Origin of the sequence: Novosphingobium sp. ERN07 (genome assembly GCF_012641335.1) — a bacterium.
In the GTDB taxonomy this organism is placed as follows: domain Bacteria; phylum Pseudomonadota; class Alphaproteobacteria; order Sphingomonadales; family Sphingomonadaceae; genus Novosphingobium.
Genome location: NZ_JABAID010000019.1, coordinates 1 through 15711, shown reverse-complemented (window position 1 = coordinate 15711; position 15711 = coordinate 1). Strand labels below are relative to the sequence as shown.

Below are 15711 nucleotides of genomic sequence, written 5' to 3'. Positions count from 1 at the left end.
GCGCCATAGATGATACCACAGCCGCCCTTCCCCGCGACCGTCCGGGGCCTGATCCGAAGCTTTGCCGAACGCTTCGGCTATGGTGACGCCTTGGTGCGTGAGGGACAGTGCATCAGCTTCAACGGACGTGCCAGCCAATCTGCTGCCGTCGCCGAAGCACTGGTTGGCCTTGGCGTGAACCGCGGCATGCGAATTGCGGTGTTGGCACCTCTTGGGCCCGATTTCATCGTGACGGTACTCGCCGCGGACGGGATCGGTGCAGTTATCGGCCCAATCAGCACGCTCTACCAAGCTCGTGAACTCGCCTAGGTTCTGGCCCGCGGCGAATTCGCACACCTAATCGTGGCCGACAGCTTTTTGAACCATGATTACTTGTCCCGCCTCGAAGAAGCACTCCCTGATCTTGCACAGGCCGAATAAGGGCCGCCGTTTATAGAAGCCGCACCTGCCCTGAGTGCGATACACGTGATCGGCTCGGTCGACTGCCCGTGGGCGCGTCCTTTCTCGCGGCTGCTAGAGGGCGATCCACGGATTGATGACACCATTCTGGCATCCTTTGACGAGCGGGTCACACCGGTCGACCCGGTCTGCATCATTTATACGTCTGGCAGCACGGCCGAACCCAAGGGCGTTGTCCATGGCCATGGACCCTTCGTACGGCATGCGTGGCAAATGGGTACGACAGCGACGGCGTTCGGGCATGGCGATCGCACGATCACGACGTGCGCGATGTTCTGGGTCGCTGGGTACGTCGCGACGTTGTTCAACGCGTTGGCAAATGGCACCTGCCTCCTACTCACCAGCGACGGCTCTGCCGCCAATGTCGTGCGGCTGATCAAGGCGGGGGGCGCGACAGGTCTTTCCGGCGACGTCGGCTGGTTTGAGGTCCTGCGTGATTCCGAAGAGTTGGCCAGCGCTGGAACTGAGCTAGGCAGGCGCCTGTCCTCGTTCAAAGTGCCCAAACGGATTTTGGCTCTTGCTGAAACGGATATGCCGATGACTGGGGCGGGCAATATCCGCAAGACCGTACTGGCAACCTTGCTTGCCACCAGGTTCGGCTGGAGCCGGTGACATAGGATCGTCTCGCTTGGAAATCGCGTCGGGTGCGGTGCCGAGGGCTATGGCGCATCCGTCGCCTGGTATCCGAGCCGCGCGCCTTCAGCCCTTGGTCCAGCCGCCGTCAACCAGCAGTTCCACGCCCGTAATGTAGCTTGCCGCATCGCTCGCAAGAAACAGCACTGCGCGGGCCATTTCGATCGGTTCCGCCGCCCGGCCGATCGGATTGCGGCCCGGGATCATTGCAGGTCCGGCTATCACCGCGCCTCCACTGGCTTCCGCAGCCTTCATCGTCTTGGGCCCTGGCGTGTTCATTCCGCCTGGCAGCACCGAGTTTACCCGGATCTTGTCGGCAGCAAATTCGAGGCACGCCAACCGCGTAATTGCGTCGACACCTGCCTTAGCCGCATCGTAGTGCATATTGGGAAAGATCATCGGGTGATGTGAGCAAGCCGACGAGATGTTGACGATTGATCCACCGCCACGCCCTCTCATCTGCTTGACCGCCTCGCGCAGACAAAGAAACGTGCCGCGAGTGGTCACTGCCTGCATCGTGTCCCATTCGGACACCGGCATGTCCATTGTATTGGCCTTCTTTCGGTACGCGGCATTGTTGACGAGGATGTCCACCCCGCCGAACTGCTTGGCAGCCGCGCTGAATCCGGCCTGAACCGCGCCTTCATCGGCCACATCCATCTCCACCGCTATCACCGGCCCACGCGAGGCGAGTTCGACCGCTGTTTCCTCGGCATGAGCACCATCGAGATCGGCGATCACGACAGACGCGCCGACATCGAGGAACAGTGCCGCAATTTCGCGGCCCAGACCCTGCGCGGCCCCGGTGATCAATGCCACTTTGCCAGGCAATGTGAATGGCGCGAGCGCCGCAATTTCGTTAGCCAAAGCCTTCTCCTGAAAATCGTTGCAGCGCGCCGGTCAATCCCAACGTAGATACAGCTCGTCAAAGCCGGGTACAGAGCCGCAATGCTCGACATGGGTGCGATCGGGATCGAGCCGAAACATCGGCATCCGGCCCACGAACTCCTCCAGAAACACCTGGATTTCCGCGCGCGCCAACGGTGCACCTACACACTTGTGCGGACCATTGCCGAATGTGTTGTGATCACCCGGCTTTACTTCGCGGTCAAAATCCACCTCTAGTGGATCATCCCACACGCGTTCATCGATCCCCGAAAGGTTGTTGGGGACCATGATCATCTCGTCCTTCTTGAAAAGGACCCCTTTGTACTCGAAGTCCTGCGTGAGAATCCGCCCGGTGTTGGACAAACCGAAGCGGCGGATGAACTCTTCACTGACGCGGCCGATGATCTCTGGCTCATCGCGCAGGCGCTGCTGCTTTTCGGGGTGCGTGGCGAGGTAATGCGTGATGTAGGAGAGCGAGGCAGCTACCGTATCCAGCCCGCCGACGAACAGCAGAGAGGCCATGGACAGCGTCTCCTCGTCGGACTCGAAGCGCGGGTTGCGCCGCCAATTGGCGACACGCGTCAGCAGATCATCGCCCTCGCCGCCCTCCCGCTCGTCAAGCACGGTCTGGAGGTAGTCGTTTATCCTCTGATTGGCCTCAATGCGCGACTGGAGATCGTACGAAGAAATAATTGCAATGCCCCATTCGACGAATTCCTCACGCCGATCGAGCGGGAGATCGACCATTCGTAGAAACATCGTCACCGGCATAACCCGGCCAAATTCGGCAAGAAACTCGCACTGGCCGTTCGGGAGCATCTTCTCGGCAAGTTCAATCGTCAGTGCACGGGCATCTTCGCGCATCCGCGCCACTGCCTTTGGCGTGAAGGCTGGATTGATGACCGCGCGATACCGTGCGTGGATTGGCGGATCAACCGCAAGCGGGATCGGCTTCCTGACCATCAGCTGGCGCGGAATCATGAATTCCTCGTGGCTGAAGATCGCATAGTTTTCCTGTACGAAGCGCACGTCCTCAGCGCGGGTGACCATCCAGTGACCACCGTGACGCGGCGTCCAGATTATATCTGGGCCTGAGTGGAGCTGCCGCTTGACCGCGCGATAGACACCTAGCTCCTTCAAATTCTCGGGCCGCACGTAGTCGAAATCGACCACGAGATGTGCAGGAACGTGATCCGGTTTCGGGGTCAGCTGCGGAATCGTGTTTGTCATTGATCTGAGTCCTTGGATCGGGATCAGCAAACGAAAGCGGCACGACCCCTGATACGGGAGCCGCGCCGCCTTGCGTGTTTCAAGGCTTACTTTGCATCGTCACCGAAGCGGTACTTCAGGCTGACACCCCACATCCGCGGAGCGGCATAGATATTGCCCAGCACGCCAAGCGAAGAACGCTGCAGCAGGTTGTTCGCGCCGATGCGATAGGTCTTGTCCGTGACGTTGGTCACGAACACCCCGAGATCGACCGGCTGACCCATCACGTTCCTCCAGTTCGCCGTCAAATCGAGCGTTGTATAAGGCTTCTCGATAGACTGCGGATTCAGTTTGCTGGTATCGGTCAATGCTACGCTCGACTGATGATAGAGCAGGCCGCCAAAGCTGATCTGGCCGATGTCCTCCGTGAGCGGAAGCGTGTAGTCCATCGACAGCGTGTACTGTGTCTTGGGCACTGAGTTGTACAGGTTGTCGGAACAGAACCCTTCAATGTTCGCCGCGTTGGGATCGCATGGATTCTTCAATGGATTCGGGGTCAGCTTGTCAAACTTGGCGTCCGTGTAGGCGAAGGTTCCGCCGAAGGTGAGCCCCTTCACCGGGATCAGGGTAACTTCCGCCTCAATGCCCTTGATGCGTCCATTACCGACATTCTGGACCTGCGAGACCGGCACAGCGCCCGGAAGCACGACGTTCTTCTGGATGCCCTTGTAGCGGTCCGTGTATGCGGCCAAGTTGGTGCGCAGGAATACTCCGTCGAAGTTGAAGTCGGCCTTGACGCCGGCTTCTGCCGAGAGGTCGGTTTCCTGCCGGTAGGCAGGATCGACGCCCGGAGGCGAAGTACCGTTCACACCGCCAGGACGATAGCCCTTGCTGACCTTTGCATAGAACAACTGGCCACCATCGGTCTTGTAGGAGGCACCTGCCTGCCAAGTGGTGGAGTTGAACGAACCGCGCGTCTCGGTGCAGCCAACCGCTCCGAAGAGATTATTGAGCGGAATAACGCCGTTCGGCGGGCCAAGGTCAATCGAGCCCGCGCCGTAATTCGTGCATTGGCCATGCGGGATCGGTGCAAATGTATTTGCCACGATGATATCTGCAAACGGCGCGGGGGTGCCGATAGCCGTGAGGAAGTCCTTCAGCCCTGCCTCACCGCCAGGCAACGGGCTCAGGTACGTGGCCTGGCGAGAAAGAACCGTATCACGTGTATAGCGCAGGCCGCCGTTGACCTTGAAGTTGTCGGTCACGGCATATTCGAACGAACCATAGACTGCACGCGACTTCGTCGTCAGATAGTTGACACCGACGCGCTGGAGGATCGCCACGTTGACCGTGGCGTTCTCGCTCGGCCCGGCCGGACGCTGCTCATCCATGTAACCGCCCAGAGCCCAGGTCAGGCGATTGTCAAACGCCTTGCCCGACAGGCGGAGTTCCTCGCTGAACTGCTCTTGGTTCGTGAACAACAGGCCACCGCAAGCCGAGTGGCAAGTGAGGACCGCTGCGCCGTTGGATGCAGCGTAATTGGAAGCCTCGTCCTCACGTTCGCGAACATAGCCGAATATGTTTGTCAGCGTGATCGAGTCGGTCAGTTCGGCTGTGGTCTTGTTGACCACATAGAGGTTCTTGCGCCTGCTATAGAGGGGATCCACCAACGAAACGGCGCGGTTGCCGCGGGCCTGCTGGGCAGAGAGTTGCGCATTAAGCGATGCGAGATAGTTGGCGGTGGTGAACGGTGTGTCCCCAGGCTTGAAAGCCCGCACCGACCCATTGGCGTCGATGCCATAGGACCCGGGGAACAGCGGGGCAAGCCCGCCTACACTCGCGCCGAGGGCGGCATCGTTGATCCCCGCAAAGACAACGGATGTGCCGTTGTCGTGCGTGTTCTGGTAGGACACGATAGTCGTGTTCTCCAGCCCTTCGACCGGGCGGAGGGTCAGGCCGAAACGGTAGCCCTCGTAAGCAACGTTATCCAGTTTCTGGCCATTGGCGACGTTTGTCGTGAAACCATCGCGGCGGGCCGTCTCGAAGGCGGCGCGGAAAAGAACCTTGTCCGCAACCAGTGGAACATTGACGGCGCCATTGACCGTGCGCAGTCCGTAGTTGCCTACCTTGACGCCGAAGTATCCCCCAAAGTCTTCCTTCGGAGTCTGTGCGGCGACCATGACGTTGCCGCCATCGGTAACACGGCCGAAGGTGACCCCTTGTGGACCGCGCAAAACCTGGATGTTCTGAACATCGAAGAACTGACCTTGGGTCAGCCGAGCGATCGGCACTTCGTTGAAATAGGTAATAACTGCCGGGAACACGGTCCCGAACGAATAGCCTTGCCCGCGGATGGTGTAGGTAAGGTTGTTACGATTGGATACCGAAGCGGTCACGCTTAGGCCCGGAGTGCTTTGCACCAAGTCGACCGGATTGAATGAGCCCTTGGCCTCGATCCTCGCCGGGGTGATGATCGAAACCGCCACGGGAACGTCCTGCAGGCGCTCTGAAGTGCGCCGGGCAGTAACCACGATGTCTGTCATTGGCGGAGCGCTCTGAACGGCCGATTGCTCTGCCTCTGCGGTCATGGGCGCGTTTGCTGCTTCGGCCGCAGAACTTGCTGCAAATGCTGGCGCGCTCGCACAAAGCGCAGTGCTGGCAAAAAGGGCGATTTTCCAAGTTTTCATCCGTACCTCCCAAGGTACACCCGACGAAGGGTGGTGTTTCTTCCGGATTGCGCGGTCCGCTTCTTAAATCACGTGACTCGCGGCGGGCCAGTTGGAGGACCCGCTCCGGACCCATTGGCTAGCACGAGCCTTCCTCTTGTCAATATTAGTTATACGATTATCTGGCGCGGTCGCATCACTCGATCTCGGGAGAAGCGCCAGCCTCCGCCGTGTGTGTGAGCCCGGAGGCGCTTGTGTTGCTAACGAAAATAGATATTATCAAGTTAGATAATTACCCGACTCCAGAAGATGCACTGCAGTATGGGAAGGTGAGTGGATGACAAGGCAGATCGGCGTCGATCTCCACGAATGCGTGCCTCATCATGCCAGCTCGTCCACGCGCGAACGAGCTGGGCCAGAGGGGTGTTGTCACAGCAGCATATTGGCTTCGCCACGAGCGCTGGTGCCTTACCAGTTCAACCAAAGGAATGTGCAATGACGGAGAAGAACGCTCCTCTCATCCACGCTTTCGGCCTTTCGAACCGGACTGCGCTTGTGACTGGCGCCGGGTCTGGACTGGCGGAAACCATTGCTCAGATACTTGCTCTGGCCGGTGCCAGTGTGATCGTTGCGCACGATGTTCTCAGCGAGGCTGGCCGCGTAGCTTCAACGATATGCGAAAGCGGAGGCACGGCGCGGGCTGTTGCTTGCGATGTCAAGGTCGAAGCAGACGTCATAGCGCTTTTCGAAGACTGCGCGGCGCGCGGCGAAATTCCTGACATCATCGTAATGGGCGCGATGATGCAGGGTGGGGTCCCCGCGATCGACATGAGTGCCTCGCAATGGGACGCGATGTACGAGATCAATGCCCGCGGCGCTTTCCTGACTGCACGTGAAGCCATCCGCCAGCTCAAGCGGGTATCGATGCCCGGCAGAATCATCGCCCTTTCGACGATGGGTTCGGAGCATCCGGTTCTCGTCGGCAATGCAGCGTATGGCTCGTCAAAGGCCGCGCTCAACCAATTGTGCCGCCAGCTTGCCTTCGAACACGCCGCCGACGGCATCCGCGTCAATGCGGTTCTGCCCGGCGCCGTTCCCGGCAATGCGCCCAAGATGGTAGGTGCCACCTTCGTTGGTGGACCGGGGGCAGATCCGTCCCGCCACCTGTCAGGCTTCGGCAAGCCAGCAGACGTCGGTTGGCTTGTGGTTTATCTTGCCGGCCCATCCGCGGACTACATCACGGGGCAGACGTTCGTGATCGATGGAGGCTTCGGTGTCGGCTGATCTTTGCGGGCCTTACGCCGCTGCCCTCATGCCCTTCGCAGCAACTCTCGATCCGGCGGCACTCATCACCGCGGCAGAAGCGGCCACCGGGCTGTCCGACTGGGGCGGAAAGCGTTGGGATGAAGAGCGCTTTCGCCACGATTTTTCGTTGCTTTGCCATGCGATTGAAGAGGATGCACAGCTTACTCCGCTCGGTCGCAGTCGCACCCATTCGCGGTTTCACACGATGCTGGTCTCACGGCTGCGCTATTTAGCGATGCGCAAGACGCTTCCGGGGATCGATGCGCAGCCTCTAGTCTCACCTCTGATTGGCAGCGGACTTCCGCGTGCAGGCACCACTTTCCTCCACGGCTGTCTCACTCAGGACCCTGCCAATCGCGTTGCCCGCGCATTTGAAGCCGCGATTCCTGCGGCGCTGCCGGGAGACGACCCGCGCGAATTGCTCTACCGCGATATCCTCGCCTTTCAGGGGATGACAGAAGATGCGCTCACCCGCATCCACCCTTTTGGTGCAGAACTGCCCGAAGAATGCATATTCCTTCAGGAAGGCGATATCGGCTCGCTTTATTCGGTTTACTGGAACGCGCCGACATTTGCCGCAATCATGGCCGACAAGGCCGCCAGCGGGTTGCGTTGGCAGATCGGGGTTATGCAAGCGCTTCAGGCGGCAAAGCCCGGCGGACGCTGGGCACTCAAGGCACCGGGGCACATGTTCGCGTGGGAGGAAATGCGGCTCGCGTTTCCCGATGCTGCAATCTACGTAAATCATCGCGACCCTGCCAAAGTCATCCCGTCAATCGCCAGTCTATTCATGGGGCTGCGTCGGTTGTTCTCTGACCTGGCGAGCGATCCCGCCGAAGTTGGTGCAGGACAACTCGTGGGCTGGTCGGAGGCGATGAACGCCTATACCACGTGGCGGAAGGGTCCAGGTTCGGACGCCAACGTATTCGACGTACACTTCGCGGATTTGACCGCACACCCACTCGAGACCGTCGCGGCTCTCTATGACCGCTTCGCGATCCCGTTCACAGCCTCCTACCGTGAAGCGCTGCTGCGTCATCTGGACCGCGATCAACACGGAAAGGGACCGGCGCGGCACTATACGCTGGCTGAGTTCGGGCTGGATGAAGCGCAGATCGAAGCACACTTCGGCCACTACATGGACCAGTTCAAGGTCGCGCGGGAGAAGCGGGTGTGACTGTGCAGAAATCTGGTCCGCTTGCAGGCAAAGTGGCTCTCGTTACGGGTGGCGGCAACGGCATCGGCCGCGCAACAGTTATGGCCCTGCGCAATCACGGGGCAAAAGTGGCCTGGACCGATATCCTCGATTCCGCACCGCCGGGAGATAGCGGTCAGTTCGCGATCCGCGCCGACGCCACGCTTGAACCCGACGCTGCTCGCACGGTTGAGGAAACCCTGTCGACTTTCGGACGGCTAGACATCGCCGTACACAATGTCGGCAATTTTGGCGCGGGGGACCGCTGGGACGCTCCTCTTGAAGACACTGCGCTGGAAGCTTGGAATGCGACCGTGTGCCAGTGCCTGACCAGTTGCATGCTCGGCATGAAGTACGCAATTCCCGCGCTTCGTCGCAGTGGTGGCGGCGCGATCGTCAACATCGCCTCACTGGCCGGCATCCGTGTGACCCGATTTGCCTCTCCGGCCTATGCCGCAGCAAAGGCCGGCGTGGTTCACCTCAGCCAACATGCCGCAGTGACGCTTGCGCCCGAGAACGTCCGCGTCAACGTCGTCGCCCCAGGGCTGACTTTAACGCCAAATATCGAGAGCAGCATGCCGCCGGCAACCCGTGCGGCGATCGCGGCGGAGTTTCAGCCGATGAATCGCATGATGACGACGCAGGAGATTGCCGAGGCGATCCTGTGGGCAGCTTCCCCTGCGAGTTCGGGTGTCACAGGACTGGTCATTCCGGTCGATGGCGGCTGGGCGGCCAAGTGACGCTCCAGAAGGAAAGGAAGAACGACATGACCGGCATTCTCGAAGGACGGGTCGCCATTGTTACAGGGTCGGGCCGAGGTATCGGGCGCGGCATTGCAGTCGAACTGGCGCGTGAAGGCGCCAAGGTTGTTGTCGCGTCGCGCAGCCAGGGTTCGATCGACGACACACTTTCTATCGTTGCCCAAGCTGGCGGCACAGCGGTTGGCCAGATCTGTGACGTCGGCGAGCACGCTGACATCGTGGCCACGGTCGAGCGGGCGGTATCGGCCTTCGGCGGTCTCGACATACTCGTCAACAATGCCCAAGCCTTTGGGACCAAGGATGCCCCAGATTCCTCGCCGGTGCTGACAGGCATAGAGAAATTCCGCGACGCGGAGTGGGATCTGACCTTCCAGACCGGACCGACGGCAAGCTATCTCTTCATGAAGGCTGCGTTTCCCCACCTCGTCGCCTCGGGCCGAGGACGGATCATCAACTTCGGCTCTTACTGGGGCCAGGCAGGCAATGAAGGCTCGGTTGCCTATAATGCCGCGAAGGAAGCGATCCGCGGCCTGTCCCGAACCGCCGCGCGCGAGTGGGGCAAGCATGCAATCACTTGCAACGTCATCAATCCGGCCATCGAGACCGACGCTCTGCGCAACCATACGGGCGGAGACCCGGCTGCAACAGCGGCCGCTGCGGCTGGCATCCCGTTGCGCCGCTTCGGCGACATTTTTGCCGACGGCGGCCGGATCGCAGTATTCCTTGCCAGCGATGATGCCGCCTTTCTCACTGGCATGACCTTTCAGGTCGATGGCGGGCTCTTCATGTATCCCTGAACACTTTGAATCATTTGCAATTTCGCAAACGACAGTCTCCCTCATGTCTGAAGGAACTGACATCGTAGGCCGGGATTATCGGGCCGATCCAGCATCGCAAGACACACGGGAGAGCATGCCATGACCAATCCCATCGCCAATCGTGGCCAGTTTCTGGCCGAGAGCGATGTGCTCGCGATGCGCGCCGATCCTAGGGTTTCATCGACCCGCGCCATCATCGAGATGCTGTTTGCGCGGGGATACAGCGATCGTATGCCAGTCCAAGCAAAGCCGCTGTTGTCGGCCTTTGCCGACGAGTTCTTGAATAACTGGCTGTTCAAGGCAGCAGCCTCGGACGCGCAGCACCCCAAGTTTGTCCGTGACTTCATGCCCGCTTACCGCTGGCCCGGCCAGGTGGCAGACCATGAAGTCGTTGGCTCGCGAACCGGAGGAGACAATCCGGACAACTGCTACCGCCTGGCCGGGATCGAGCATGGCACTGCCTACCGGATCATCGGACGCCTGCCCGCCCAGCCTGATGCCAAGGCGGCCAACATCTCGTTTACGCTGACCGCGAACTACGGCACGAGCCAGACGGTCCAGACAGTTGAAGACCACGAACTGGCAATTGCACCCGATGGCTGGTTTGACCTGACGATAGACGACAAGCCCGCGAACGGGCGAGCCAATCACTTGACCACCTCGCCCGGCACGCGCTTCCTGTTCGTTCGGGATTCAATGATGGATTGGGCACGCGAAACGCCGCTCGATCTCCAGATCGAGCGCATCGGCGAAGCACGCACCGCCCCCCTCACCACGCAGGACATGGCAACCCGGGCAATCGAACACGCACTGAACGATCTCTATCTGTACTTCTGGTTCCAGAACATCTGGAGCGGAATGGCGCTCAACTCGATCACGCAGGCCGAGGCCATGCGTGGCTCGGGCGGTGGGCTCGTTACTCAGGGAATATGCAACGGAACCTTCGACCTCGGCCCCGACGATGCCGCAGTGATCACCTATGATCCGGTCGACGCGGGCTATGCTGCGGTACAGCTCACCGAATGGCTCTATCGCAGCCTTGATTATCATCGCATCCAATCGAGCCTGACTGCGGCGCAAAGCCACGTCGATGCTGACGGGCTGGTCCGTGTCGTAATCGCGCGTCGCGATCCCGGCATTGCCAACTGGCTCGATACCGGGGGGCAGAGCCGCGTGCACTCGATCCTGCGCTGGCAACGAATGAAGCCCGACGGTCGTCCGATCAAGGCCAGGCTGACACTGACGACGATCGACAGGTTGCGCCACGAATTGCCCGTCGGCACCTTGTGGGTCGAAACTGCCGAGCGCAAGTCTCGTCTCGAAAACCGTGTTGCAGCGTACCGGCGCCGCATCACCGCCTGAATCAATCCCGGTCATTGCGAAAGGAATGCGATCATGCCCCGTCTGCTACTCGTCAATTCACGCGCCAATGAAGGGCGCGAAGATGAATACAAGGCCTGGTACACCGGCACCCATATCGGCGAGGTGACACAGGTTCCAGGCTTCCTTTCGGGTACCTTCAATGCCTGTATCGGTCCGGACGGGCAACCGACCGGTGAATTTACCGCAATCTACGAAGTTTCCGACGAACCTCCGGCCGTGTTGATGCAGGCACTCATGGGCGCCAGCAAGGACATGCAGATGACCGATGCGATCGATGGATCAAGCGTGCGGTTCAATTTCCTCGATCCGCAGTGACCGTGAGCACACTCCGCCGAGAAGGTACCATCATCGGGTACCTCTAGCGGCGGGGTGTGGTTGGCAATCGGCACTGCGATCGGTCCGGAACCGGTCCGCAACCTGGCGAACCAGTCTTGGCGAAAAGCGCTCTAGAACCCTAGATCGCGAACCAGTACGTCGATCGGGCCCGAAACCTGTTGCACGGCGCTCAGCAGCGCTTCGCGCAGCAATTCCGCAGGCAAGGAGCGAGTCCCGGACCATGGCCAACATTGCCGTTTTCGTCTCTCCTCGCACGTTGGCAGTCAGCCTTGGCGCAATGACAGACATTCATGCGCGCCTGGGCGAAGTGTTCGAGAGCAACGAAGCACTTGGCAATTACGCAGGAGTGGCAACCCGCCTCACGATTGCGGCCTCGACGGGCGCGCCCGTTCACTTCGCAGGGGGAATGCCCCTGCCGTGCAGCACCACTTTCACGGCAATCGAAGATGCCCGGCTGATCTATCTGCCCGCCTTCCAGATCGGAACGATCGAGCATCTCCAGGCCATACTCAAGGCGGCCGAGGCATTCCATGTGTGGCTGGCGCGCGCAGCCGCTGGCACGCCTGCTGGAGCAGCCGGTGCATCAGTCTTTCACCTCGCAGCCGCTGGATTGCTCGATGGAGGCGAATGTGCCGTACCGCCTCGCCTCACAGCCGCCTTCCAGGACCTCTTTCCCAGAGTGAGCATCGCGAAGACACGCACGCTATGTGTATCGGACGGACCTGCTCCCAGGATCACCTGCAGTCGTGACTGGCAAAACGGCGCACTGGCAATTCGTCTGCTGGCGGCTGGCTTCTCGACGGCAATTGCCGAGAGCCTGGCTCTGCGCGAACCGCCTGAGGGCGATGTCGGCTTCGTCGCCAATGAGCCCGATCCCGTTGTCGCTCGTGCGCGGACTTGGATCCGGGACCGTTTTGCGCGGGACTTCCGCATCGCCGATCTCGCGCGTGAACTTGGCGTTTCGCATCAGGGCCTGATCCGCCGGTTCCGCGCAACGGGAGGAGACACGCCTCGCAGCTACGTCCAACGGCTGCGCTGCGAGACCGCTGCGAGCATGCTGGTCGAGACACGCCGCACGGTCTCAGAGATCGCCCAACTCGTCGGATACCGAGATGTCGCCTCGTTTCGCGATGTATTCGCCGCGCATGCCGGCATGTCGCCGTCAACCTGGCGCCGCACCCGATTGCACCACTCCCCTCCTTTGCAAGGCCTCGTGCGCGCCCAGACCGACGCGCTTCCCTGACCGCCTCAAGGGTATGAGAACCGTTTTCAACGGCGCAGGCTCGCTTGGGGACGGAGTTACACGCATCGGGCCACTGGCTGCCCACGAGGCCGAACTCAGCCGTTTAGCCCAAAGTGGCCAGAGTGAAGCTTACTCCTCGTGCACGACGCCTGCAGCCGCATTTGCGCTCTTCCAGAAGTCACCGCCCATGACCATGTCAAGTTCGAGTTCCGCTACCTCGGAAACCCGCGCGAACAGCATGTAGAGCCCGATCACATGGATCAACTCCACGATCTGGCGCAGGGAGTAGAACGCCTTGACGGCGTCAAACACGAAGTCATCGACCCGCACGGTCTTGACCACCTGCCGGGTGAACGCGAGCAGCGCCTTCTCGCGATGATTGAACGCAGGATCCCCAAACCGGTCGTCGGCGATCGCTGCAACCTTTTCGTCGGGAATGCCCATCGCTTTGGAAACTTCGAGATGCTGGGCCCATTCGTATGCGCCGCGATCGAGATGAAGGACTGCCAGCACGCAAATCTGGCGCTCGAGGGGCGGCACTTCGATATCGCTCATCATCGCGCTCACCGCGCTGCCGATACCAATGCGCATCGAACGCGCGTGTGCGAGCAGCATTGCGAGATTGGACCTGCCACTCGGCGTGCTGTGATAGCGCTCCTGCTCTTCTTCCGTCAGATCCTCGACGCGCATTGGCGGAATACGGTTCATACGATCAGATTCTCCGGAGCAGGAAGGGGACGGGACAGGAAGCGGTTGGAACCTCGACTTCCGCTTGAGGGATGATGCGCTTCAGTTTTCGCTGCTGCGGCGCAGGGTAACGGCATGGTCGCCGTCGAACACCACGACAATGCGCTTGCCCGCCGGTGCTGTTGGCACATACTCGTTGCGCTTCTGCCGCACGCCGGGGTGATCCACACGGATGAATGTATCGTCATCCACGCGGAAGCAGCGCTCGCCCCCGTCGCTCGTGCGCACTCGGATCTCGTCTTCGCGTGCCTTGATGATCTCCGCCAGCAGAACGCGAGGGTCAGTCGCGGATTGCACGCGGGTGTCGAGGGTCACCCGGCAACGCTTGGACGTATTCGGCATCGACGCGTGCGGCGTGTAAGGGTTGATCATCAGCACATCGCCTGGAAAGTAGTCGGTTGTGGCCCAGGCATCATCGGGGATGACCCCGGCGGGGACAGGGCTCGGGGTCTTGGCCACGTTGTGGAGAAATCCGCGGTTGCATTGCCGTACCGCTACCATCAGCCCGCCTACCTCGCGCTCGCACGGCGTAAGCGGTGTCCATACCGGCCTGTAGTTGACAATTCCCGGGCTGAAGAACCCATCCTGATGGATTCCCGTGATCGAGCCGCCCGGAGGATAGACCCGGTACTGCACGATCGGGAGCAATGCTGCGGGTTCGCCCAGAACCTTATGGAACAACGCCGAATTGGCAGGATTTGCGACCAGCTTGCGGGCAATGCCGGAAAATTCAGGACTTTCCTCCATCCCTGCGGGTGCGGCCATTCCTGTCCAGATTGCGCTCGCATCGCCACTTGCAACCAGACCGTGCCGCGCTGCGACCGCCAGCATCGCATCACGCGCCTCCAGCACCGAGACAGGATCGAGCACCCCACGCAGTAGGATATATCCCTCCTCGTCATGAAAGCGCATCAGCGCAGCGTGATCTTCAAGCAGGTGGTTGCAGGACTGCAGTTCCCGTGTCGCTCTCACTGCCAGCACATCGGCGTCAGGCGCATCGGGCATGAAAAGCGCTTTGCTAGCCATCAGACAATCCACTCCTTCCTTATACTTCGCCAGGAGGCTTTATCTTTGACCATACCACCATGGCAGTTCCCCCCAAGCAATGGGCAATGTTCGCATTCTTAAGGGGTGATTTTCGCTCTCAGAATGCTTTTGCTTGTTTGCGATCAGTCTTGCTTGCTGTTCAAGACCGCGTATCGAAGCCGCACGGCCTCACCTTGTGCTCGACATGCTATAGGACAGGATGAGCGGACAAAGGCACGAGATGCTCACGGCCCCTTTTCATTCAGCTTGCTGGATTGCACCATAGTGGCTCGGGACCGTCGAGACCTTCAATTTCGGTCTTGGTCGCAAATCGAAGTTCTTTGGTTCTGACCCAGGTTAGCACCGTGAGCGGTGTTTTCAGCCCACGTGCGCGTGGGGCAGAGCTGATCGATGCGCGAAGCTGAGTGACCATTGGCGAGGCTGGTGAGCGTCGCGGTCAGCCATGCGTGCGGGTTGATGCCGGTGAGCTTCCAGTTCTCGATGAGTGTGGCGATCAACGCCCAGTTATCGCCGCCTTCGTCGGAACCTGCGAACAGGGCGTTCTTGCGGTTGAGAGCCAGCGGGCGGATGGCGCGTTCGACGGCATTGCTGTCGAGATCGATGCGGCCATCGTCGAGGAAGCGTGTCAGCCCACCCTAGCGTTTGAGGGCGTAGCTGATCGCTTCGCATAGCTTGGCCTTGGCGCTGACCTGCCGGCCGCGTGCTTCGAGGAACCTGTAGAGGTCGTCGAAGATCGGACGGCTGCGCTGGTCGCGGGCGTCGCGACGCTCGTCAGCGGCAAGCCCGCGGACCTCATTCTGATCGCCGCGCGACTGATCGCGCAAGGGGCGCAGATACCAAGCCGCTCTGCCGACCCAATCGGCAAGGGTTGAGCGATCCAGCTGAATACCCTGACGGGCATAGATCTGCGCCTGTCGGTACAGCGTAAGCGCTGTGCGGCCCCCACCTTGCGCGGGTGATGCCCAGCGTTGAGCTTGCCGGGCCTGATTTGGGCCGAGGCGCTACTCCTATGATAATCCCG

General features: G+C 60.5%; 14 protein-coding genes and 1 pseudogene. 9 read left to right on the top strand and 6 right to left on the bottom strand.

Annotated elements, in window-relative coordinates:
- The first annotated feature begins 9 nt into the window (after positions 1-9).
- Together HGI47_RS18080 and HGI47_RS18075 are read left to right on the top strand one after the other, a co-directional pair.
- Positions 10-309: an AMP-binding protein gene (locus HGI47_RS18080; protein ID WP_168854175.1), complete on the top strand. Its 300-nt coding sequence runs from the start codon at positions 10-12 to the stop codon at positions 307-309.
- Positions 310-465: 156 nt separating this feature from the next.
- Positions 466-1071 (top strand): AMP-binding protein, encoded by a 606-nt coding sequence (locus tag HGI47_RS18075; RefSeq protein ID WP_168854174.1) that lies wholly within the window; start codon positions 466-468, stop codon positions 1069-1071.
- An 87-nt stretch (positions 1072-1158) separates the two neighbouring features.
- On the opposite strand, the gene HGI47_RS18070 is transcribed toward HGI47_RS18075, so the two are convergent.
- From HGI47_RS18070 to HGI47_RS18060, 3 genes are all read right to left on the bottom strand, one after another.
- Entirely contained in the window at positions 1159-1911 is a 753-nt protein-coding gene (locus tag HGI47_RS18070; protein WP_370521789.1) for an SDR family NAD(P)-dependent oxidoreductase, read from the bottom strand.
- A gap of 81 nt (positions 1912-1992) precedes the next feature.
- Complete coding sequence (locus HGI47_RS18065) at positions 1993-3210, bottom strand: cytochrome P450 (protein ID WP_168854172.1); 1218 nt, start codon at positions 3208-3210, stop codon at positions 1993-1995.
- Between the two features lie 86 nt (positions 3211-3296).
- Positions 3297-5777 carry a TonB-dependent receptor gene (locus HGI47_RS18060; protein ID WP_168854171.1) on the bottom strand — a complete coding sequence of 827 codons (2481 nt, stop codon included), beginning with the start codon at positions 5775-5777 and terminating at the stop codon, positions 3297-3299.
- Positions 5778-6350: 573 nt separating this feature from the next.
- Here HGI47_RS18060 and HGI47_RS18055 point away from each other — a divergent pair.
- From HGI47_RS18055 to HGI47_RS18025, 7 genes are all read left to right on the top strand, one after another.
- Positions 6351-7139 carry an SDR family NAD(P)-dependent oxidoreductase gene (locus tag HGI47_RS18055; protein WP_168854170.1) on the top strand — a complete coding sequence of 263 codons (789 nt, stop codon included), beginning with the start codon at positions 6351-6353 and terminating at the stop codon, positions 7137-7139.
- Positions 7129-8337: a sulfotransferase gene (locus tag HGI47_RS18050; RefSeq protein ID WP_168854169.1), complete on the top strand. Its 1209-nt coding sequence runs from the start codon at positions 7129-7131 to the stop codon at positions 8335-8337. The genes HGI47_RS18055 and HGI47_RS18050 overlap by 11 nt, the downstream gene beginning before the upstream one ends.
- Positions 8338-8369: 32 nt before the next feature.
- Complete coding sequence (locus HGI47_RS18045) at positions 8370-9095, top strand: SDR family oxidoreductase (RefSeq protein WP_168854168.1); 726 nt, start codon at positions 8370-8372, stop codon at positions 9093-9095.
- A 26-nt stretch (positions 9096-9121) separates the two neighbouring features.
- Complete coding sequence (locus HGI47_RS18040) at positions 9122-9913, top strand: SDR family NAD(P)-dependent oxidoreductase (protein WP_168854167.1); 792 nt, start codon at positions 9122-9124, stop codon at positions 9911-9913.
- 120 nt (positions 9914-10033) lie between these two features.
- The gene (locus HGI47_RS18035) at positions 10034-11296 is read left to right on the top strand and encodes a hypothetical protein (protein WP_168854166.1); all 1263 of its coding nucleotides are present in this window, start codon (positions 10034-10036) and stop codon (positions 11294-11296) included.
- 33 nt (positions 11297-11329) lie between these two features.
- The gene (locus HGI47_RS18030; RefSeq protein ID WP_168854165.1) at positions 11330-11632 is read left to right on the top strand and encodes a hypothetical protein; all 303 of its coding nucleotides are present in this window, start codon (positions 11330-11332) and stop codon (positions 11630-11632) included.
- Positions 11633-11873: 241 nt separating this feature from the next.
- The gene (locus HGI47_RS18025) at positions 11874-12896 is read left to right on the top strand and encodes a helix-turn-helix domain-containing protein (protein ID WP_168854164.1); all 1023 of its coding nucleotides are present in this window, start codon (positions 11874-11876) and stop codon (positions 12894-12896) included.
- A gap of 129 nt (positions 12897-13025) precedes the next feature.
- Here HGI47_RS18025 and HGI47_RS18020 read toward each other — a convergent pair whose 3' ends face one another.
- From HGI47_RS18020 to HGI47_RS18010, 3 genes and pseudogenes are all read right to left on the bottom strand, one after another.
- Complete coding sequence (locus tag HGI47_RS18020) at positions 13026-13604, bottom strand: carboxymuconolactone decarboxylase family protein (RefSeq protein WP_168854163.1); 579 nt, start codon at positions 13602-13604, stop codon at positions 13026-13028.
- A gap of 81 nt (positions 13605-13685) precedes the next feature.
- The gene (locus HGI47_RS18015) at positions 13686-14669 is read right to left on the bottom strand and encodes a phytanoyl-CoA dioxygenase family protein (protein ID WP_168854162.1); all 984 of its coding nucleotides are present in this window, start codon (positions 14667-14669) and stop codon (positions 13686-13688) included.
- A 308-nt stretch (positions 14670-14977) separates the two neighbouring features.
- Positions 14978-15619 (bottom strand): annotated as a pseudogene (locus HGI47_RS18010) (transposase); the annotation flags it as partial.
- Positions 15620-15711: the final 92 nt, after the last annotated feature.